Origin of the sequence: Stenotrophomonas sp. 22385, from assembly GCF_052045085.1 — a bacterium.
Lineage (GTDB): Bacteria > Pseudomonadota > Gammaproteobacteria > Xanthomonadales > Xanthomonadaceae > Stenotrophomonas.
The window spans coordinates 128,962-148,669 of sequence record NZ_JBQEOG010000004.1 but is presented as its reverse complement, the minus strand read 5'-3'; the positions used below and the strand labels follow the sequence as shown (position 1 = coordinate 148,669).

The following is a 19,708-nucleotide window of genomic DNA, read 5'->3' as shown; positions in this document are numbered from 1 at the left end:
CGCCTTGCATCCTTGCATTTGGGGGGCCGAGGACGCTGTGAAGGTCAGATATACCTCCTCGAATCCGTCATCTGCCACTCCCGCACTGTCCAATCATTCCCCTGTGTGTAGATTCCCGTGATCTCTCAGGTCCCCTGCGGGCACCAGGGAGGGGCGTAGAGTACCCCCGTGAAGAAGACACGTACTCTCGGACGAGGAAGGTGCTGGATGAAACGCGATTTCCCATCGGCCGAAGCATACGCTTCCGAAAGGGCGCACTTTGACGCACTGGGCGTTGTGGACATCCAGGCGCTGCAACGCGAGGTGACGGCGCCCTACCGCAACCAGGTCCTGCTGGATTTCAATGGAAACTGCATGAGGATGGCCGTTTTCGAGGGTGAGTACCGGTGGCACATGCATCCGTCGAGTGACGAGATCTTTGTGGTGGTGGAAGGTGAGCTGCATATTGAATTCGAGGCTGCGGCTGAGCGCGTGCTGCGTCCTTGGCAGGCCATCACCGTGCCCGCTGGAACCGTACATCGCACGCGTGCGGTGGGGCGGACAGTCAACCTCACATTTGAGCAACAGGGAGCGGAGACCGTATTTGTCGAGCCACCTGCTGGCCTCTGAGCGGAACTACTGCTGTTCCGCGCGAATCCATTGGCAGAACACTTCGACATCAGGACGCTTGCCCGGCCATGGCCGGCAGATCATCCAGAAGGCATGGGAGTTGGGCACTTCTTTCTTGAACGGCTTGAACAAGCGGCCCTGCCGAAGGTCCTCCGCTACGTCAATGGCGCCCGTTTCGGCTGGCGCGAACCGGTCATCGGGCAGCCGGGCGTGCTCACGCCCGAGCAGGCGGTGGCCGCTGCGGTTATCCTCGGCGCTCGGGTGCTGGTGCCGATTCACTACGGCATCAGCGGAATGGATAAGTATGTCGAAGTGGATGATCCGCTGGGCAGGGCTCGCCGGGCCGCACGTGAGCGGGATGTCCCTTTGCAGATCATGGAACCGGGCACGTGGCTGCAGTGGCCGGAAGGGAGCCTATGAAAACGCTGGACTGCATCATCTTGGCCGTATCGTCCCTCGCCCTGCATGCACACGCGGCGGAGCAGGCCAGCCCCAAGCGCCCCTCCGTCGAGCAGCTGCAGAAGGTCATCGTCAGCAGGGCGCCACAGACCCGTGTGGAAGCACCGGACAGCGAGCGCATCACCGCACGCCGCATCGACATCGTCGACGAGAACGGCGTGATCCGCATGACCCTTTCGGGCCAGACACCGGCGCCGATCATCGATGGCATCCAGTACAAGCGCGCCTTCAATGTGGCTGGCATGGTGCTGTACGACGACAAGGGCAGTGAGCGCGGCGGCTTCGGTACCGCGGACGTGGATGGCGGCATGGCCGTGCTCGCACTGGACCACCCTGCCATGGATGCCATCGGCTGGCGCGTCTCGCCGGATGGCGATGTGCGGTTTTCGATCAACCAGGCGCCGCCGTTGATTCGCGAGCCCCGCCTGGACAATCGGTTGATTCCCGGCGTGCAGACGCCCACGCGGATCCAGATGGCGGTGGGTGCCGACGGCACGCCGGCCATCGCACTGAACGACAAGCAGGACCGTGCCAGGCTGCGCTTGACCATCACCCCGGAGGGCTACGGCGCCATCGAGTTCCTGGATGCGCAGGGCAGGGTGATCCACACGCTGGCACCGGAAGCGACGCAGTAGTGATGCCATCCATCTTCATGAAGCATGCGCCACTCGATGCATTTCCGCTGCAGTCCCGGCCGGGTCGACTGGACCGGCGGCATCGCATTCAGCTACCTGTTTCGGACATTCAGCTTCTTCACAATCCATGTACGTAGTTCAGCGCAATTATTGGTCCGGCAGAGGGGGCGCTATTTAACCAAGACCCAAGAAGGAGTGCTGGAATGATCATGAACAAGAAGAGTGTGGTGTTGACGCGTACGCTGGGCGTGGCGCTCGTCGCCGCTTTGGGCCTTGGCGGTTGCGCCACCTATAAGGATGAGTTCGCGACGATCAACTCGCGCCTCGATTCGCTCGATACCAAGGTGAACAGCGCAGCGCAGAGCGCTGAATCGGCCAACCAGTCCGCGCAGCAGGCAAATCAGCGCCTGGATCAGATTGAAAGCCGTGTGCAGCGCCTGGAAACGGTCCCGCCGAAGCGTCAGCCGCGCGGCTGATCGCTCCGCCGCAGATGCAGTATCGAAGTTTGTAATCCAGGAGCCGGTGGCCTTAGATGGCCACCGGTTTCTTTGCTTTGCTCCATCGTAGCTCCAAGGAATCCCCCACCACCATGTATATGCACCCCGCTATCCGAGCCACGTGTGGCGCACTGGCGCTGACGCTGGCGTTCGCCGGCCCCGCTTTGGCTCGTGCACAGGACCCGGCCGAGCAGCAGTCCGCTGGACAGCCGGCAACGTCCAATGATCTGTTGCCGCCGGACCAGCCGGTATCCGACACGGTGCTTCAGCTTGCCGGGTGGGTCAAGGCAAGCAGGGACGCAGAAGGCTATCCGTTTGCGGTGATGGACAAGGCAGCGGCGCAGATCCTCGTGTTCGACGGTAGTGGCAAACTCATCGGCGCAGCGCCGGGCCTGTTTGGCTCTGCGGTGGGTGATCATTCCGCCCCGGGCATCGCGGGTCTCGCGCTCAAGGAAATACCGGGACGCGACCGCACCACGCCGGCTGGCCGCTTCATCGGCGGTTACGGCGAATCGCTCGACGCCGGGCGCGTGCTCTGGGTGGACTACGACACCGCGATTTCCATCCACCCCACCGCAACAGGCGTACCTGCCGAACGGCGCGTCGAGCGCCTGGCGTCGCCGTCACCGGACGACAATCGTGTGACCCACGGCTGCATCAACGTCAACCCGGATTTCTACGCGAAGATCATCAAGCCGACGTTCGAGAAAGGCGGCTTGTTCTACATCCTCCCGGACCAGCAGTCGCTTGCTGAGACGTTCCCTGACTTTGCGCGGAGCCAGGAGGCCACGGCGCAGAACGGCGAGGGTGGTGGCAAGGGCGCCGCCAGATAAGGGTTCAGGGGAAGTGTCAGAACACCCCGGCTGACGCTTGACGCAAACTGGTTTGCACTGCAAACTCACTCCAAGGCCACCGCTTGGAGTGCGTCATGCAATTCCCGACTGCCAGTGATTCCTACCGCCGTTTCCAGGAAATGACCCGCGAGTACTCACGGTTCTCGCGAAGCGCGGGCGGCATGTCCGCGATCGCCGGCGGCGTTGCCTGCCTGGCGTCCTTCCTTGCAGGCGCCCTGTTGCCCGCCACGATGGAGCTGCGTGCAGCGCTCATCGCCGTTCCCGTGCTGTGGCTCACAGGCAAGCAATGGCTGGTCCACCGCTACTACCAGCGTTTCGGACAGGTCGAGGAACAGGTCACCCCGGCCGAGCGCAACTTCCAGCGCGCTTTCATCGCGTTCACCGCCCTGATCAGCGCGCTGATCGTTGGCTTCGTGCTCACGCGGTTGCAGCCAGTCGGCAGCCTGCCGTGGGACCTGCGCGCGATTGGCTATCTGATGGTAGTCGCGGTGCTGCCGCTCATTGTCTGGCGGTGGTTGCGCACGCCGCTGGAGTTCATCGTCGGCGTGTTCCTGCTGTGTCAGGCCGCCGTGGCATTCACCGGCCAAACCTACGCGTTCGGCCCCACCACCGTGATGTTTCCGCTGGCTGCCATCGCGTTGGTGGTGGTCGGGTGGCGCGACCACCTGCGGTTCCTGCGCCTGCAGACGGAAATGCGCGCGTTCGTGGCCACGCGCAAGCCGATCCCATGACCCAGCTTCCCGACCCCCGCAGCCTGTTGCAGCTGGATCGCCTGATCCACGAACCGGCGCGCCTGCTCATTCTGTCGATCCTGGCAGGCGCCGAATCGGCCGAATTCGCCTTCGTCGAACATCTCAGTGGCCTGAGCAAGGGCAACCTGTCCAGCCATCTGAGCAAGCTTGAAGCGGCCGGCCTGGTGGCCATCGATAAATCGTTCCGCGGCAAGCGCCCGTTGACCACCCTGCAGCTGACGCCTGCAGGCCGCCAAGGGCTGGCCGAGTACCGCACGCAGCTTGCGGCCGTCGTCGCAGGCATTCCTGATCCACACGGCACGGACTCCTGACATGACAGTGTTCGCGAAACTGATCGCAATCCTGGTGCTTTCGCTGATGGTATCGAACGGCATTGCCGCCACCCAGGACCCGCGCCAACAGGGCGCCCGTCTGACCACGCATTTCTATCAAGGCCACGCCGATGCGCTATGGGCGCGCATGACGCCGCTGATGCAGGCCGCATTCGGATCAAAACAGAGCCTGCTCACGGCAAAGGAGCAGGTACTCGCTGCGTGGGGCGAGGAAACCGAGGTGATCAGCGAAACGGTCAGTGCCAGTGGCGGGAATGACATCTACCTGCGGCAGGCTCGATTCAAGAACAGCCCCGACATCATCGACGTCACCTGGACATTCGACGCACAGGGCAAGGTAGTGGGGTTCACGATCCGCCCACACCAGGTCGCGCCGCAGCCTGCGGCCAGCGAGCGTCTTGACTACAAGAACCGCACGCCGCTGCAGTTGCCATTCTCCGACGAGTTCTACGTGGTCTGGGGTGGTCGCAGCGTCGAGCAGAACTACCATGCAGCGCACGCAACCCAGCGTTTCGCCATGGACCTGCTGGTCATTCGCGAGGGCAGATCGCACCATGGCGAAGGCAAGCGCAATGAGGATTACTTCTGCTTCGGAAGACCCATCCTCGCGCCCGCAGACGGCACCGTGGTGGAGGTGATCGAAGGCGTGGCCGACAACGTGCCCGGTGAGATGAACCCGTCCCAGCCCACCGGCAACCGCGTCATCCTCGATCATGGCAACGACGAATACTCGGTCCTGGCCCACCTGCGCCAGGGCAGCGTACGGGTCACGAAAGGGCAGGTCGTGCGCACCGGCGCGCAGCTGGCAGACTGCGGCAACAGCGGAAATTCGTCCGAAGCCCACCTGCATTATCAGTTGCAGGCCGGGCCCGAGTTCGCCAACGCCACCGCATTGCCGGCGCAGTTCGCCAACTACCTGGCCGACGACAAGCCAGTGTCGCTGGGTGAGCCGGTGAAAGGCCAGCGCATCCGCCAGGCCGCTGCCGCCGCTGCAGCCGGGCAGTAAAGCGTGAGGCTAGGTAGCCTGCACCGGCCCTGATACGGAATCACGCGTGATCAGCTGATGTGCAAGCACCTGATTGACGATGGCGCGCGCCGAAGCGGGCGCGCGCCGGATCTCACGCAGCAGGATGTCGATGGCGGTGTCGGCCATGTCCGCTACCGGCTGGTGGATGGTGGTCAGTTCTGGCCACACCATCGTCGACGCTGACGTATCGTCGAAGCCCACCACCGAAAGATCACGCGGCACGTCCAGCCCGCGCCGATGTGCCACTGAAACCACCGCAGACGCCATGTCATCGTTGCTGGCGAAGATCGCACTCGGCGGCTGGGGCAGGGCCAGCAGATGCTCGGCCGCCTCCAGTCCGGATCGATACGTAAAGAGCCCAGGCTGAACCAGCACCTCGTCGTACTCGATGCCGGCGTCTGCCAATGCATCCCGATACCCCTGCCAGCGTTGCGCGCTGGCGGTCTGGTTCGGATCACCGGTGATGTAGCCGATGCGCGTATGTCCGTGGGCGATCAGATGCGCGACCATTTGCTGGCTGGCATGGCGGTCGTCGATACGCACGCAGGACACCCGGTCGCTGAACTGGCTGGATGCAATCGAGACGACTGGAACCCCGGCATTGACGAATATGTCGACGATCGCCTTCGATTCGCACAGGGGCGGCGGAAGAATCACCCCGGCCACGCTGTCGCACAGTTGTCGTGCGGCCTCCCGCCGTGCATTGGCGCTCAGCCCATCCCAGGTGGAGATCGCCAACTGCGCCGCAGACCGGGTGGACCCGCGCAGCGCGCCCACCAGCAGCTCACGCAGGTAGCTGGAGCTGGGATTGGTGTAGATCAGCGCGATGCAGGTGTGCTGCGCGGCCGCCAGGGCGCTGGCGGCCAGGTTGGGGCGGTAGTCCAGTTCAATCACGCTGCGCATGACCCGTTCGCGGTTTTCCTCACGCACGCTGGAATGGCCATTGATTACGCGCGAAACCGTCATCGCCGATACGCCGGCATGCGCGGCGACCTCATCGATGGTGATGGCACTGCCTTTGCGACGCACCACTTTCTGGCTGTTTTTCAAGGAAGCGTTTCCTTTGCTGCGCTGCATGATGACAACCGTGTGACCGGGTGATTAGTCTGCGCCCTGACGCGATGGTAGCGCTACCACTCAGCCAGGGTAAGGCTCAGCGGTTACCCCCCCATATACCAAACGCGTGTTCTGGCAAGCCTGAAAGCGAGTTTGAATCGCAGTGCAGCAACAAGGCACTGCGATGTTCGGTGTGGAAGACGGGCATCGCCCGTGCGTGCCCCTTGGAGGGGCGGTACATCCATTCGATCGTATGTCAGAGGGGAGAGTCATGAGCGCTTTTGCTTTCCGTCGTACCCCAGACCTGAGGGCTCACGCATGAGCCGGAAGCTGGCGAAACTTACATCCCGGGCCATGTTCACCTTCGTGGGCGGCGTCCTGGTCATCAATCCCGCATTCGCGCAGGACGCTGCAACGCCGGCGCCTGCCCCGCAGTCGCAGTCCACCCCGACCCAGCTCGACACCGTGCAGGTCACGGGTATCCGCAACAGCCTCAGCCAGGCGATGGATATCAAGCGCGACTCGGCCGGCGTGGTGGACGCGATCAGTGCCGAGGACATCGGCAAGTTCCCCGACACCAACCTGGCCGAATCCCTGCAGCGCATCACCGGTATCTCCATCGAGCGCCGTGATGGTGAAGGTGCGCAGGTCACCGCGCGTGGCTTTGGCCCGCAGTTCAACATGGTGACCCTCAACGGCCGGCAGATGCCCGGTGCCGACGCGTTCGGCGCGTCGGGGCAGGTCGCCATCGGCGGCGTGGACGGCGGTACCCGCGCGTTCAACTTCGCGCAGCTGGCGGCCGAAGCGGTCAATGGCATCGAGGTCTTCAAGACCAGCCAGGCCAACGTGCCCAGCGGCGGCATCGGCGCCACCATCAACATCCTCACCGGGCGTCCGTTCGACCATGAGGGCACCGTTGCCAGCGCCGGGGCCAAGATCGTCTCCGACCAGAGCCAGCCGTTCGACAACGACCTGACCCCTGAGCTTTCCGGCATCTTCAGCTACACCAACCCGGACAAGACCTGGGGCGTGGGTGTCAGCGCGAGCTACCAGAAGCGCAAGGGCGGTTCGGTGCAGGCCACCAACAATTACTGGAACATCCAGCCGTGGACCGGGACCCTGCCCGGCAACCCGACGGTGACCAATGCACCGGCAATCGGCGCGCTGTACGGGCGCCCGAACGATCTGCGCTATGCCTTCGCCGACTTTGAACGCGAGCGCATCAATGGCCAGGCGGTGCTGCAGTTCGCCCCGACCGATGCAGTAACCCTGACCCTGGACTACACCTATTCGACCAACGAGATCGAAGAGAATCGTGGCGAGCAGGGCATGTGGCTGCAGAACAGCAACTACACCGATGTGGTGTTCGATACCAGCGGTGCGGTGGCCACGCCGATCTACATCCGCGAAATCGCCGGCACCAAGGACTTCGGGCTTGAACAGCAGCGCAGCATGCAGAAGTACAAGCTGGGGTCGCTGGGCTTCAATGCCACCTGGAACATCACCGACCGCTTCAAGCTGAGCTTCGACGGCCACGATTCCAAGAACGAGAGCCGGCCGAACGATCCGCTTACGGGCGGCGGCTCCATCTTCTCCAGTATCGCCGGCACCAACAACTGCACCACCGGGCCGCAGTGTGGGGGCACGTACGTACAGGAAATGGTCTGGAACAACGGCCTGCCGGTGGGCACCCAGGTCTGGTACCCGACCGCTGCCGATGCCATCGCCAAGACCAATGGCGTGGTCAATGGCGGGTTCGTCCCGGGAGAGATCGGCTCGCAGGTGCTGCGCATCAATTCGCAGACCCAGATCAGCGAGATCAAGCAGGGTCGCGTCGACGGTGAGTGGGCCTTCGACGCAGGCCGCTTCCAGTTCGGCGTGGACACCAGCAAGCAGACCACCCACCGCATCCAGGCCGCGGAAAACTACAACACCCTGGGCGACTGGGGCGTGGCCAACGTGAACGGCGATGTGGCCAACGGCCTGATGGACCTGCTGCAGCCGGTGAACATCGTCGGCATGTTCGACGATTTCAACGTCAACAGCTTCAGCGCCTGGCGCGGCGACGCAGGCCGGCTGGCCCAGTGGGCAGGGCAGTACTATGGCGCCAACCTGGGGGTCAGCCCGCAGAACGCGGCCGACAACCGGGTGGAAGAGAAGACCAATTCGGCCTACATGCAGATCGAGCTGGACGGCGACCTGGGCGGCCACCGCACCAATACCCGCTTGGGCGTCCGTTACGAGACCACGGACGTGGTGTCGACCTCGATCATCGCCACGCCGGAGTCCATCCAGTGGCAGGCCAACAATGACTTCCGCGTGTTGTTGTCCGATGACAAGCAGCCCTTCACCGAGAAGACCAGTTACAGCTACATCCTGCCCAACCTGGACTTCAGCATCGACCTGTTGGACGACCTGAAGGGGCGAATTTCGTTCGGCAAGAGCATCGCCCGCGCGCCGATCGGCAACCTGTATGCCGGCCCGACCGCACAGCAGCCGTTCGGCTCGGTGCTGATCGATCCGTCTTCGCGGGCCAGCGGCACTGCGCAGAACCCGGCCCTGAAGCCCTTGGAATCGGACAACCTGGACCTGGCGCTGGAATGGTACTTCGCCGATGCCAGCTACGTGTCGGTCACCTACTGGAACAAGCAGGTCGCCAACTTCATCGGCAACACCATCGTGCAGGAAAACCTGTACGGCCTGCGCGACCCGACCTCCGGGCCGGACGCACAGACCGCGCTGGGCTTCCTGACCAGTGGCGCCTGCCTTGCCCAGGTGGGACCGGCCAATGCGGCGGCGTGCTCGGCCAATGACACCTCGCTGTTCACCGCGTTGGCGCTGCTGCGCAACAATCCGGCCGGGCTGGGTGCCTACAACGGCACCGATGCACAGGTACTGGCCACCGAAGCGGCGTACGACCTGTATGGCACCGCGGCCGACCCGCTGTACCAGTTCAACGTCAACCGCCCCATCAACCAGAACGAGTCCAAGCTGCATGGCTGGGAACTGGGCGGGCAGTACTTCTTCGGCGACACCGGCTTCGGCGTGCTGGCCAACTACACCATCGTCAACGGTGACGTGGGCTACAACGACGCGGGCGACCCGAATGTCGACCAGTTCTCGCTCACCGGCCTGAGCGACACCGCCAACGCCATGCTGATGTACGAAAAGTACGGCTGGTCGGTGCGCCTGGCCTGGAACTGGCGCGACCAGTACCTGATCCTGGCCAACCAGGGTGCCAGCCGAAACCCGTACTATGTGGAAGAGTACGACCAGTGGGATCTCAGCGTGGGTTACACGTTGAATGACAACTGGTCGTTCAGCCTCGAGGCCATCAACCTCACTGGCGAGGATGTGCGTTGGCGTTCGCGCACCTCGCAGATGATGGTGAAACTGGCTGACCAGGATCCGCGTTACATGCTTGGCGTTCGTTACAGGTTCTGAACAGGCCATGGGTGCCGCTGCTTCGGCAGCGGCACCCGTGCAGGCTCCTGAGGGATTGGACTACACATGCCGCGTTACGAAATGCTCAACAACATCGCCCACCGGGAGCTCCGTGTAGCGACCGGATTCGGCCCCGAATTCGGCGACGCGGTCGGCATGGTGCCCGCCTACCCGAGCGAGTACGCCGAGCTGCAGCGTGAATACCCGATTTTCCTGCGCAGAGACGCCGCTACCGGGGAGTGGCAATCGGTCGTACTGCTGGGATTCGAGCAGCACGAAAACCTGTACCTGGACGACGGCCGTTGGAATGCCTCCTACCTGCCGGGGGCTGCGGCCAAGGGGCCGTTCCTGATCGGCTTCCAGGAGCACCGCATCGACGGTGAGCTTACGCAGGAGCCGGTGCTGCACGTAGACCTGGACCACCCGCGCGTGAGCAGCGGCGCCGGAGAGCCGGTGTTCCTGCCACAGGGGGGCAATACGCCGTATCTGGACCACATTGCCAACGTGCTGCGTGGCATCCACGACGGCCATGCCTTTGGCGCCGAAATGTTTGCCATGCTCGACAGCAAAGGCCTGATTCAACCGATTACCCTCGACGTGCAGATCGACCCGCACAACCGGGTGGGCGTCAACGGCCTGCACGCGATCGACCGTGACCGCCTGGCCGAGCTGGACGGCGCCACGCTGGCCGAACTCAATCGCGCCGGCTACCTTGAGGGCGCATACCTGATGCTGGCCTCGCTGCATAACATGCGGCGGCTGATTGCTGAAAAGCAGCGTCGCCTGCGTTCGCAGGATGCCGCCGCCGCGACGGGCAGGAACTGAGCGATGCTCGACGGTGTGGCCATGCGCACCCTGGAAGGCCTGCAGCCCGGTGCGCTCCCGCTGGAGGCACTGGTGGCCGCCGGCGAGCCGGTGGTGCTGCGTGGCATTGCGCGCGACTGGGCGCTGGCACAGGCCGGGTTGCGTTCCACCGGGGAGGCGCTGACGTACCTGCGCGGGTTCGATGCCGGTCTGCCGGTGCAGTACTCCTACGGCGGTCCCGAGATCGAAGGACGCCCGTTCTACAACGATGATTTCACCCAGTTGAATTTCGAGGTCCGGCGTGGACTGCTGACGCAGGTGCTGGAGGAGATCGCCGACACCTTTGATGTTCCGAAGCCGCCCACCTATTACGTGGCCTCGCTGCTGATCGAGCGGGCGCTGCCCGGGTTCGCGCAGGCCAACGACGCCGGCCTGGCCGGGCAGGGCATTGATGCCTCGGCCAGCATCTGGATCGGCAACCGCGTTACCGCGTCCTGCCATTACGACACCCCGGACAACCTGGCCTGCTGCGCCGTGGGCCGGCGCCGGTTCACCCTGTTTCCGCCGGAACAGATCGACAACCTCTATCCCGGCCCGCTGGAACCCACTCCCGGCGGGCAGGTGGTCAGCGTGGTGGATTTCGACCGCCCGGATTTCGACCGCCATCCCCGGTTCCGTGACGCACTGGCCAGCGCGCAGACTGCCGTGCTGGAACCGGGCGATGCCATCTTCATTCCCAGCATGTGGTGGCACCACGTGCGCAGCCTCGAACCGTTCAACGTGCTGGTGAACTACTGGTGGCGCAGCGTGCCCAGCTTCCTGTCCTCACCGCTGCCGGCACTGCAGCACGCGATGTGGGCGCTGCGCGATCTGCCGGAGCGTGAAAAGAAAGCCTGGGCAACGATCTTCGAGTACTACGTATTCGGTCCCGGTGAGCGCGCAGGGCAGCACCTGCCCGACGCCGCCCGGGGTGAGCTTGCACCGTTCGATGAGATGCAGGCGCGCCGCACGCGCGCGCAGCTGCTCAGTCGACTCAACCGCTGATGGGGGCATCGCTTTGAACGCTGCGAACACCACAGAAGGGCGCATCCGCAAGGTGGTCATCGCCGGCGGTGGCACCGCAGGCTGGCTGGCCGGCTGCGCGCTGTCCCACCAGTTCCGCGAGCAGCTGGACATCACCCTGGTCGAGTCCGAGCAGATCGGCACCGTAGGCGTCGGCGAATCGACCGTGCCGCCGATCCGCACCTTCCACCGCTACCTGCAGATCGATGAGCAGGAGTTCCTGCAGGCGGTGGCCGGCACCTTCAAGCTTTCGATCTCGTTCGAGAACTGGCGCCGCCCGGGTGAGCGCTTCATCCACCCGTTCGGCACCATCGGCCAAAGCACCTGGGCCACCCCGTTCCATCATTTCTGGCTGGACAGCCTGCGCCGTGGCATGCCCTCGGACCTGGGCGACTTCTGCCTGGAAAGCGTGGCTTCGCGCGGCGACCAGTTCTCGCTGCAGACCCAGCCGCAGGTGAACTACGCCTATCACTTCGATGCCGGGCTGTACGCGAAATTCCTGCGCCGCCGCGCTGAAGCGCAGGGCCTGCGCCGGGTGGAAGGCAAGATCCGCGAAGTGCGGCAGCACGCCCACGACGGTTCCGTTGCAGCGCTCGTGCTGGAAGACGGGCAGGTGATCGAAGGTGACCTGTTCATCGACTGCACCGGCTTCCGCGGCCTGTTGACCGAGCAGACCCTGCACAGCGGCTATGAGGACTGGAACCAGTGGTTGCCCAGCGATCGCGCCGTTGCGGTGCAGACCGAGTCGGTCAAGCCGCCGGTGCCGTACACCCGTGCCATCGCGCACGAGGCCGGCTGGCGCTGGCACATCGCGCTGCAGCACCGGGTGGGTTGTGGACTGGTGTTCTCCAGCCGCCATATGTCCGATGACGAGGCGCAGGCCAAGCTGCTGCGTGACGTCGAGGGCCAGCCGCTGCGCGATCCCTGGCTGGTACCGTTCCGCAGTGGGCGCCGGCTGAAGGCGTGGAACAGGAACGTGGTGGCGCTGGGCCTGGCCAGCGGCTTCATCGAGCCGCTGGAATCGACCAGCATCCACCTGACCATCAGCGCGGTGGTGCGGCTGATCCAGCTGTTCCCGTTCGATGGCATCACCCCGACGCTGACCGCGCTGTACAACGATGTCAGCCGCCAGGAAATGGAGCACGTGCGTGACTTCATCATCCTGCATTACCACGCCACCCAGCGCGACGAGCCGATGTGGAAGGCCTGCCGCGAGATGGAGCTGCCCGAATCGTTGGCCGTGCGGTTGCGCGCCTGGCGCGAGCGCGCACACGCGTGGCAGGACCCCGGCGAACTGTTCCGGGTGGATTCCTGGACCAGTGTGCTGATGGGGCAGGGCATCCAACCAGGGCCGCCGCACCCGTTGGCACGCGCGATCAGCGATGCGGACCTGCGCACGCTGTTGGCGCGGATCCGGCAGCCGGTGCAACAGGCGGTGGCGACCATGCCCTCGCAGGCAGACTTCATTGAACGCTACTGCAAGGCGCCGGACGGGGTCTGGCCAAGGCGCCTGGCCACCGCCTGACGGGGCCACCTTTCGCCGCACAAAATTGGTAGCGCTACCTTTCTTGAACACACGGGGTACTTTGGATGGATCTGGTTGCTGGAATCGATGCGGGTACGCAGAGCCTGAAAGTACTGGTGTACGACCCGGCCAAGCGCAGCGTGGTGGCCAGCGCCAGCGCGCCGCTTGAGCTGGACAGCGCCGCCGATGGCACCCGTGAACAGCGACCGGCTGACTGGGTGGCTGCACTGCACACCTGCTTCGCTGCCATCACGCCGTCGGTGCGCGCGCGCATTTCCGCGTTGGCGGTATCCGGTCAGCAGCACGGTTTCGTGCCGCTTGATGCAGCAGGGGAGGTGCTGGCACCCGCCAAGCTGTGGTGCGACACCAGTACCTCGGCCGAATGCACCCAGATCATGGAAGCTGCAGGCGGCACGGCGCAGACCATTGCGCTGGCCGGCAACCCGATCCTGACCGGCTACACCGCCTCCAAGCTGCCGTGGACGAAGACGCACCGGCCGGACGCGTACGCACGGCTGGCCACCATCCTGCTGCCGCACGACTACCTCAACTTCGTGCTGACCGGCGAGCGGTTCTGCGAATACGGCGATGCCTCGGGCACCGGTTGGCTGGACGTGCGCACCCGCACCTGGTCGCCCGAACTGCTGCGCGCGACCGACCCGGACCGCGACCTGACCGAGTGCCTGCCGCCCATCGCGCCACCGGAAGCGTTGTTCGACATTTCGCCCGCAGCAGCGAAATCGTTCGGCCTGCCTGCCACGGTAAAAGTAGCGGTCGGCGGCGGCGACAACATGATGGCCGCCATCGGCACCGGCTGCGTCGTCCCCGGTCGTCTTGCGATGAGCCTGGGTACCTCGGGTACGCTGTTTGCCTATTCCGACACACCCGTGGTCGATCCCGATGGAGCGTGGGCCGCGTTCTGCTCGTCCACCGGCGGCTGGCTGCCGTTGATCTGCACCATGAACTGTACCGTGGTGACCGAGCAGGTAGCCGACGCGTTCGACTTCAGCACCCGCTTCGGCGATGGGCACCTGCGGGCGACCTCGCCCGGGGCGGATGGGCTGGTGATGCTGCCGTTCCTCAATGGCGAGCGCACGCCCGACCTGCCACACGGCAAAGGGGTGCTGGCGGGCCTGGACACCACCAACATGACCCCGGCCCACCTGTACCGCGCGGCCATGGAAGGGGCCACCTACAGCCTGAAATACGGGTACGACGCCTTCGTCCGCGCCGGCATGCAGTTCGACCGCATCGTGCTCACCGGCGGCGGCAGCAACAGCGCCGCATGGCGGCAGCTGGTGGCCGATGTGTTCGGCCTGCCGGTGGACGTGCCTACCCAGTCCGAAGGCGCAGCGTTCGGTGCGGCGTTGCAGGCGCTGTGGGCGCTGGGCCATGCGCGCGGCGATGTCGCCAGCATTGCCGATATCGCCGAGCGCCACGTAGCGCTCGACCCGCAGCTGTCGGCGCGTCCGGAGCCGACGCGTACGCCTGCCTATGCCACCGCCTATGCGCGCTTCCTGCGCTATCTCGACGCCATCACGCCGCTGCAGCGCGGCTGATCTCTCTACGCGACACCTCGCACAACGAAAGGAACTGCACCATGAGCACCCAGCCCTACATTGGCGCCAAGGAATACTTCCCCGGCATTGGCCGCATCCCCTTCGAAGGCCGCGGGTCGGACAACCCGCTGGCGTTCAAGGTCTATGACGCCAACAAGGTGGTCGGCGGCAAGACCATGCAGGAGCACCTGCGTTTCGCGGTCTGTTACTGGCACACCTTCTGCAACGCCGGACACGATCCATTCGGCCCGGGCACCCGCCATTTCCCGTGGGATGCCGGCTCGCCGATGGCCGCCGCCGAGGCGAAGGTGGATGCCGCATTCGAGTTCTTCACCAAGCTGGGCGTCCCGTACTGGTGTTTCCACGATATCGACCTGTCGCCGGACGCCGACGATGTGGGCGAGTACGAGAAGAACCTCAAGCACATGGTCGGCCTGGCCAAGGCGCGCCAGGAAGCGACCGGCATGAAGCTGCTGTGGGGCACGGCCAACCTGTTCTCGCACCCACGCTACATGAATGGCGCGTCGACCAATCCGGATTTCGCCGTGGTAGCGCGTGCCGCCGTGCAGGTGAAGGCGGCGCTGGAAGCCACCGTTGAACTGGGCGGCGAACATTACGTGTTCTGGGGCGGCCGCGAAGGCTATGCCTCGCTGGTCAACACCCAGATGAAGCGCGAGGTGGACCACTTCGCGCGCTTCCTTACCATGGCGCGCGACTACGGCCGCAGCATCGGCCTGAAGGGCAACTTCCTGATCGAGCCCAAGCCGATGGAGCCGATGAAGCACCAGTACGACTTCGACAGCGCCACCGTGGCCGGCTTCCTCAAGGAACACGGCCTGGAGAAGGACTTCAAGCTCAACATCGAAGCCAACCACGCCACGCTGTCCGGCCACACCTTCGAACACGACCTGCAGGTCGCCTCCGACCACGGCCTGCTGGGCAGCATCGACGCCAACCGCGGCAATGCCCAGAACGGCTGGGATACCGACCAGTTCCCGACCGATCTGTACGACACCGTGGGCGCCATGCTGGTGGTGCTGCGCCAGGGCGGCCTGGAAGGCGGCCTGAACTTCGACGCCAAGGTGCGCCGCGAATCCACCGACCTGGACGATCTGTTCATCGCCCACATCGGCGGCATGGACGCGTTTGCCCGCGGGCTGGAAGTGGCTCATGGGCTGCTGAACGATTCGCCGTGGGAACAGTGGCGCAAGGAGCGTTACGCCAGCTTCGACAGCGGCGCCGGCAAGGACTTCGAGCGCGGCGCGCTCAGCCTCGTTGAACTCGCAGCGCTGGGAGCGAAGGGCGGCGAGCCGAAGCAGACCAGCGGCAAGCAGGAGCGTTACGAAAACCTGATCAACCAGTACCTGCTGCGTTGAGCCCACCGGCAAGGATGAGCACCATGACCCACCACACCGCTATCCGCCGCACCGGCTTGCTGCTGGCCGCGCTGCTGCTTTCACTCGCTGCCTGCAAGGGAGACGACAAGCCGGCTGCACCAGCCCAGGCGGAGGCCAAGACCGACGCCAACCCCTGGCCCCAGGTGACCTGGCCGCTGCCCGACGACCCCGCGATGGAAAAGCGGATCACCGAGCTGATGGCCGGCATGACGGTCGAGGAAAAAGTCGGGCAGCTGGTGCAGGGCGACATTGCCAGCATCACGCCGGATGACGTGCGCAAGTATCGATTGGGCTCCATCCTTGCCGGCGGCAACTCCGACCCGGGCGGCCGCTACGACGCCAAGCCGGCCGAATGGCTGGCCCTGGCCGATGCCTTCTACGCGGCGTCCATGGACACCTCAACCGGCGGCAAGGCCATTCCCGTGCTGTTCGGCATCGACGCCGTGCATGGCCAGAGCAACATCGTCGGCGCCACCCTGTTCCCGCACAACATCGGGTTGGGTGCAGCGCGCAACCCGGAGCTGGTGCGCCGGATCGGCGAGATCACCGCACTGGAGACGCGCGCCACCGGCATGGAGTGGGCGTTTGCACCCACCGTGGCGGTCCCGCAGGACGACCGCTGGGGACGCACCTACGAAGGCTATTCCGAATCCCCTGAAGTCGTGGCCAGCTACGCCGGCGCCGTGGTTGAGGGCCTGCAGGGCAAGGTGGGCTCGCCCGACTTCCTGGATGGCCGCCACGTGATCGCCTCGGTCAAGCACTTCCTTGGCGATGGCGGCACCACCGATGGCAAGGACCAGGGCGATACCAGAATCAGCGAAGCCGAGCTGGTCCGCATCCACGCCGCGGGCTATCCGACCGCGATCGCGGCGGGCGCACAGACCGTCATGGCATCGTTCAACAGCGTCAATGGCGAGAAGATGCACGGCCACAAGCCGTACCTGACCGATGCGCTGAAGGGGCGCATGAACTTCGGCGGCTTCGTGGTGGGTGACTGGAACGGCCACGGCCAGGTCAAGGGCTGCACCACCACTGATTGCCCGGCCACCATCAACGCCGGCCTGGACATGGCCATGGCCTCGGACAGCTGGAAGGGCTTCTACGAGACCACGCTGGCGGCGGCGAAGGCCGGCACCATCACCCAGGACCGCCTGGACGATGCGGTGCGCCGGATCCTGCGGGTGAAGTTGCGGCTCGGCTTGTTCGAGGCCGGCAAGCCGTCGTCGCGCACGGTCGGTGGCCAGTTCGCATTGATCGGCGCACCGGAACATCGCGCGGTGGCACGCCAGGCGGTGCGCGAATCGCTGGTGCTGTTGAAGAACCAGGGCGGCGTGCTGCCGTTGGCGCCCAAGCAGCGCATCCTCGTGGCCGGTTATGGGGCAAACGATGTCGGCAAGCAGGCCGGCGGCTGGACGTTGAACTGGCAGGGCACCGGCACCACCCGCAAGGACTTCCCGAACGCGGACACCATCTTCGAAGGCATCGCCCAGCAGGCCAAGGCCGCGGGTGGCGAAGCCATGTTCGCCGTAGATGGGAAATACACGGCAAAGCCCGACGTGGCCGTGGTGGTGTTCGGCGAGAACCCCTATGCCGAATTCCAGGGCGACCTGGCGACACTGGCCTACAAACCGGGCGACGACGCGGACCTTCAGTTGATTAAAAAGCTGAAGGCCGATGGCATCCCGGTGGTGGCGGTGTTCCTGAGCGGCCGGCCCCTGTGGGTGAACCGCGAGATCAACGCCTCCGATGCGTTCGTGGCGGCGTGGCTGCCAGGGTCGGAAGGCGGCGGCATTGCCGATGTGCTGCTGCGCAAGGCCGATGGCAGCGTGCAGCACGACTTCAAGGGCAAGCTGAGCTTCAGCTGGCCGCGCACGGCGATCCAGTACGCCAACAATGTTGGCCAGAAGGACTACGACCCGCAGTTCGCGTTCGGCTTCGGACTGACCTACGCCGACAAGGGCGATCTGGCGCCACTGCCGGAAGTGTCGGGCGTGACTGGCAACGAAGGCGCGGCCGGTGTGTTCTTCGCACGCGGTGATGCAGGTTCCGGCATGGCGCTGCGGCTTGAAGGCAGCACGGGCCAGAGCGTGACCGTTACCAAGGTGCCCGAATCGCTTGATGGTGACCTGCTGAAAGTCACTGGCGTGGACCACCTTGTGCAGGAAGACGGCCGCCGACTGGCGTGGTCGGGCAAGGGCGAGGCAACCGTCGCCGTGCAGTCGCACGTCCCGTTGGACCTGCAGCGCGAGAGCAATGGCGACCTGATGCTGATCACTACGCTGCGGGTTGATGCTGCGCCCAAGGGCGACGCCTGGCTGTCGGTCGGTTGCGGCGCCGGGTGTACCGCGCGCGTTCCGCTTGCGCCTTCGCTGGCCAAGCTGCCGGTGGGCGACTGGAAGCGCGTGGGGGTGCCGTTGAAGTGTCTCTCGGCCGCCGGTGCAGACGTGGGCAAGCTGGATCGGCCCTGGTCGATCGGCACCGCCGGCGCCATGACCCTTTCGGTGTCACGCGTCGCGCTGGGTGCCCTGAATGAAGCGGACGCCACCGTCGCATGCCCGGGCGCGTAACCATGCGCGCAATGCCATCACCGCTTGGGCGGGGGCGCGACCGAATCGCGCATCACCAGGCGGTGTGGCAGCACGTGGTCGGTCAGCACGCGGCTGTCGTCGGTGCGGTGGCGGATGGTGCGCAGCAGGATGTCGATGGCCGCATCGGCCATCGCGGCGATGGGTTGATGCAGGGTGGTGAGCTCGGGCCATACCGTGGTGGCTGCGGAGGTGTCATCGAAGCCCACCACCGACAGGTCACGCGGCACCTCGAGCCCCTGCCGGTGCGCCACGGAAATCGCGGCAGCTGCCATGTCGTCGTTGCTGGCGAAGACCGCCGTGGGAGGATGGGGCTGGGACAGCAGCTTCTCGGCGGCATCCAGGCCCGAGCGATAGGTGTAGTCCCCCTGCTGGACCAGGCTGGCCTCGACCTCCAGCCCGGCCTCGTGCAGGGCAGTGGCGAAGCCGTCGTAGCGTCGCGCGCTCGCGCTGAGGTCGTTACGGCCTCGGATGAAGCCGATCCGGGTATGTCCCTGCTGGATAAGGTGTTCCGCCATCTCCTTGCCCGCGTGGAAGTCATCGATGCGCACGCAGGAAACATCGTCACGCAGGTGCCCCGACGCGATGGCGACCACCGGAATGCCGGCCTTGACCAGCTCGGTCACGGCCACCGACGATTCGCACAGCGGGGGCGGCAGGATCACGCCGTCGACGCGGCCGGCCAGGGCGCGCGCGGCCTTGCGCTCGGCAACGGGGTCCAGGTTGTCCCAGTAGTGGATGACCAGCTGGATGGCGGCATTGGACGCGCCCCGCAGCAGCCCCACCAGCAGTTCGCGCAGGTAGGCGCCGCTGGGATTGGTGTAGATCAGCGCAATGCGCGTGTGCTGCGCCGCGGCCAGCGTACTGGCGGCCAGGTTGGGCGTGTAGCCCAATGCCTGCACCGCGCGCATCACGCGTTCGCGGGTGTCATCGCGCACCTTGCCCTGGTTGATCGCCCGCGACACCGTCATCGGCGACACCCCGGCCAGCGCCGCCACCTCGTCGATCGTCACGCCACTGGCTTTGCGGCGGACCGATTTCTTCGGTTTGTCCAATACGCCCTCCCGTTCTTCTTTGTGACGCTGTGGCGTCCAACGCACCGCCTGAGCTT

17 protein-coding genes are annotated in these 19,708 nt (G+C 65.2%); 15 read left to right on the top strand and 2 right to left on the bottom strand.

Annotation, left to right across the window (positions count from 1 at the left end):
• The first annotated feature begins 207 nt into the window (after positions 1 to 207).
• The 8 genes from ACTJI4_RS09170 (at position 208) to ACTJI4_RS09135 (ending at position 5,144) form a co-directional block, all read left to right on the top strand.
• Complete coding sequence (locus ACTJI4_RS09170; RefSeq protein ID WP_440869131.1) at positions 208 to 609, top strand: cupin domain-containing protein; 402 nt, start codon at positions 208 to 210, stop codon at positions 607 to 609.
• 30 nt (positions 610 to 639) lie between these two features.
• Positions 640 to 1,029 carry a hypothetical protein gene (locus tag ACTJI4_RS09165; protein ID WP_440869130.1) on the top strand — a complete coding sequence of 130 codons (390 nt, stop codon included), beginning with the start codon at positions 640 to 642 and terminating at the stop codon, positions 1,027 to 1,029.
• Positions 1,026 to 1,703 carry a hypothetical protein gene (locus ACTJI4_RS09160; RefSeq protein ID WP_440869129.1) on the top strand — a complete coding sequence of 226 codons (678 nt, stop codon included), beginning with the start codon at positions 1,026 to 1,028 and terminating at the stop codon, positions 1,701 to 1,703. Before ACTJI4_RS09165 ends, ACTJI4_RS09160 begins: the two co-directional genes overlap by 4 nt.
• A gap of 203 nt (positions 1,704 to 1,906) precedes the next feature.
• Positions 1,907 to 2,179, top strand: coding sequence for a hypothetical protein (locus tag ACTJI4_RS09155; protein ID WP_210132571.1), 273 nt, complete (start codon positions 1,907 to 1,909; stop codon positions 2,177 to 2,179).
• Between the two features lie 152 nt (positions 2,180 to 2,331).
• Positions 2,332 to 3,033: a hypothetical protein gene (locus ACTJI4_RS09150; protein WP_440869264.1), complete on the top strand. Its 702-nt coding sequence runs from the start codon at positions 2,332 to 2,334 to the stop codon at positions 3,031 to 3,033.
• A 95-nt stretch (positions 3,034 to 3,128) separates the two neighbouring features.
• A complete protein-coding gene (locus tag ACTJI4_RS09145; protein WP_440869128.1) occupies positions 3,129 to 3,785 on the top strand; it encodes a hypothetical protein in 657 nt (218 codons plus the stop codon).
• Complete coding sequence (locus tag ACTJI4_RS09140; protein WP_392923789.1) at positions 3,782 to 4,117, top strand: transcriptional regulator; 336 nt, start codon at positions 3,782 to 3,784, stop codon at positions 4,115 to 4,117. The genes ACTJI4_RS09145 and ACTJI4_RS09140 overlap by 4 nt, the downstream gene beginning before the upstream one ends.
• Position 4,118: 1 nt before the next feature.
• Positions 4,119 to 5,144 (top strand): peptidoglycan DD-metalloendopeptidase family protein, encoded by a 1,026-nt coding sequence (locus ACTJI4_RS09135; protein WP_440869127.1) that lies wholly within the window; start codon positions 4,119 to 4,121, stop codon positions 5,142 to 5,144.
• A gap of 9 nt (positions 5,145 to 5,153) precedes the next feature.
• Here ACTJI4_RS09135 and ACTJI4_RS09130 read toward each other — a convergent pair whose 3' ends face one another.
• On the bottom strand, positions 5,154 to 6,215 hold the full coding sequence (locus tag ACTJI4_RS09130; protein ID WP_440869126.1) for a LacI family DNA-binding transcriptional regulator: 1,062 nt from the start codon (positions 6,213 to 6,215) through the stop codon (positions 5,154 to 5,156).
• Between the two features lie 324 nt (positions 6,216 to 6,539).
• On the opposite strand from ACTJI4_RS09130, the gene ACTJI4_RS09125 reads away from it, so the two are divergent.
• From ACTJI4_RS09125 to ACTJI4_RS09095, 7 genes are all read left to right on the top strand, one after another.
• A complete protein-coding gene (locus ACTJI4_RS09125; RefSeq protein WP_440869125.1) occupies positions 6,540 to 9,665 on the top strand; it encodes a TonB-dependent receptor in 3,126 nt (1,041 codons plus the stop codon).
• A 66-nt stretch (positions 9,666 to 9,731) separates the two neighbouring features.
• Positions 9,732 to 10,490 (top strand): SapC family protein, encoded by a 759-nt coding sequence (locus tag ACTJI4_RS09120; RefSeq protein ID WP_440869124.1) that lies wholly within the window; start codon positions 9,732 to 9,734, stop codon positions 10,488 to 10,490.
• Positions 10,491 to 10,493: 3 nt separating this feature from the next.
• Positions 10,494 to 11,513, top strand: coding sequence for a cupin-like domain-containing protein (locus ACTJI4_RS09115; RefSeq protein WP_440869123.1), 1,020 nt, complete (start codon positions 10,494 to 10,496; stop codon positions 11,511 to 11,513).
• Positions 11,514 to 11,526: 13 nt separating this feature from the next.
• Positions 11,527 to 13,056, top strand: coding sequence for a tryptophan halogenase family protein (locus ACTJI4_RS09110; protein WP_440869122.1), 1,530 nt, complete (start codon positions 11,527 to 11,529; stop codon positions 13,054 to 13,056).
• A gap of 65 nt (positions 13,057 to 13,121) precedes the next feature.
• On the top strand, positions 13,122 to 14,615 hold the full coding sequence (gene xylB / locus ACTJI4_RS09105) for a xylulokinase (protein ID WP_440869121.1): 1,494 nt from the start codon (positions 13,122 to 13,124) through the stop codon (positions 14,613 to 14,615).
• 41 nt (positions 14,616 to 14,656) lie between these two features.
• A complete protein-coding gene (xylA, locus tag ACTJI4_RS09100) occupies positions 14,657 to 15,991 on the top strand; it encodes a xylose isomerase (protein WP_440869120.1) in 1,335 nt (444 codons plus the stop codon).
• Positions 15,992 to 16,005: 14 nt separating this feature from the next.
• Complete coding sequence (locus ACTJI4_RS09095) at positions 16,006 to 18,579, top strand: glycoside hydrolase family 3 protein (RefSeq protein WP_440869119.1); 2,574 nt, start codon at positions 16,006 to 16,008, stop codon at positions 18,577 to 18,579.
• Positions 18,580 to 18,596: 17 nt separating this feature from the next.
• On the opposite strand, the gene ACTJI4_RS09090 is transcribed toward ACTJI4_RS09095, so the two are convergent.
• Positions 18,597 to 19,652 carry a LacI family DNA-binding transcriptional regulator gene (locus ACTJI4_RS09090; protein WP_440869118.1) on the bottom strand — a complete coding sequence of 352 codons (1,056 nt, stop codon included), beginning with the start codon at positions 19,650 to 19,652 and terminating at the stop codon, positions 18,597 to 18,599.
• Between the last annotated feature and the right edge of the window lie 56 nt (positions 19,653 to 19,708).

Bases quoted from the DNA above. Each gene is read 5' to 3' on its own strand.
- ACTJI4_RS09170 (WP_440869131.1), top strand. From the start codon at position 208: ATGAAACGCGATTTCCCATCGGCCGAAGCATACGCTTCCGAAAGGGCG.
- ACTJI4_RS09160 (WP_440869129.1), top strand. From the start codon at position 1,026: ATGAAAACGCTGGACTGCATCATCTTGGCCGTATCGTCCCTCGCCCTG.
- ACTJI4_RS09155 (WP_210132571.1), top strand. From the start codon at position 1,907: ATGATCATGAACAAGAAGAGTGTGGTGTTGACGCGTACGCTGGGCGTG.
- ACTJI4_RS09145 (WP_440869128.1), top strand. From the start codon at position 3,129: ATGCAATTCCCGACTGCCAGTGATTCCTACCGCCGTTTCCAGGAAATG.
- ACTJI4_RS09140 (WP_392923789.1), top strand. From the start codon at position 3,782: ATGACCCAGCTTCCCGACCCCCGCAGCCTGTTGCAGCTGGATCGCCTG.
- ACTJI4_RS09135 (WP_440869127.1), top strand. From the start codon at position 4,119: ATGACAGTGTTCGCGAAACTGATCGCAATCCTGGTGCTTTCGCTGATG.
- ACTJI4_RS09125 (WP_440869125.1), top strand. From the start codon at position 6,540: ATGAGCCGGAAGCTGGCGAAACTTACATCCCGGGCCATGTTCACCTTC.
- ACTJI4_RS09120 (WP_440869124.1), top strand. From the start codon at position 9,732: ATGCCGCGTTACGAAATGCTCAACAACATCGCCCACCGGGAGCTCCGT.
- ACTJI4_RS09115 (WP_440869123.1), top strand. From the start codon at position 10,494: ATGCTCGACGGTGTGGCCATGCGCACCCTGGAAGGCCTGCAGCCCGGT.
- xylB (WP_440869121.1), top strand. From the start codon at position 13,122: ATGGATCTGGTTGCTGGAATCGATGCGGGTACGCAGAGCCTGAAAGTA.
- xylA (WP_440869120.1), top strand. From the start codon at position 14,657: ATGAGCACCCAGCCCTACATTGGCGCCAAGGAATACTTCCCCGGCATT.
- ACTJI4_RS09095 (WP_440869119.1), top strand. From the start codon at position 16,006: ATGAGCACCATGACCCACCACACCGCTATCCGCCGCACCGGCTTGCTG.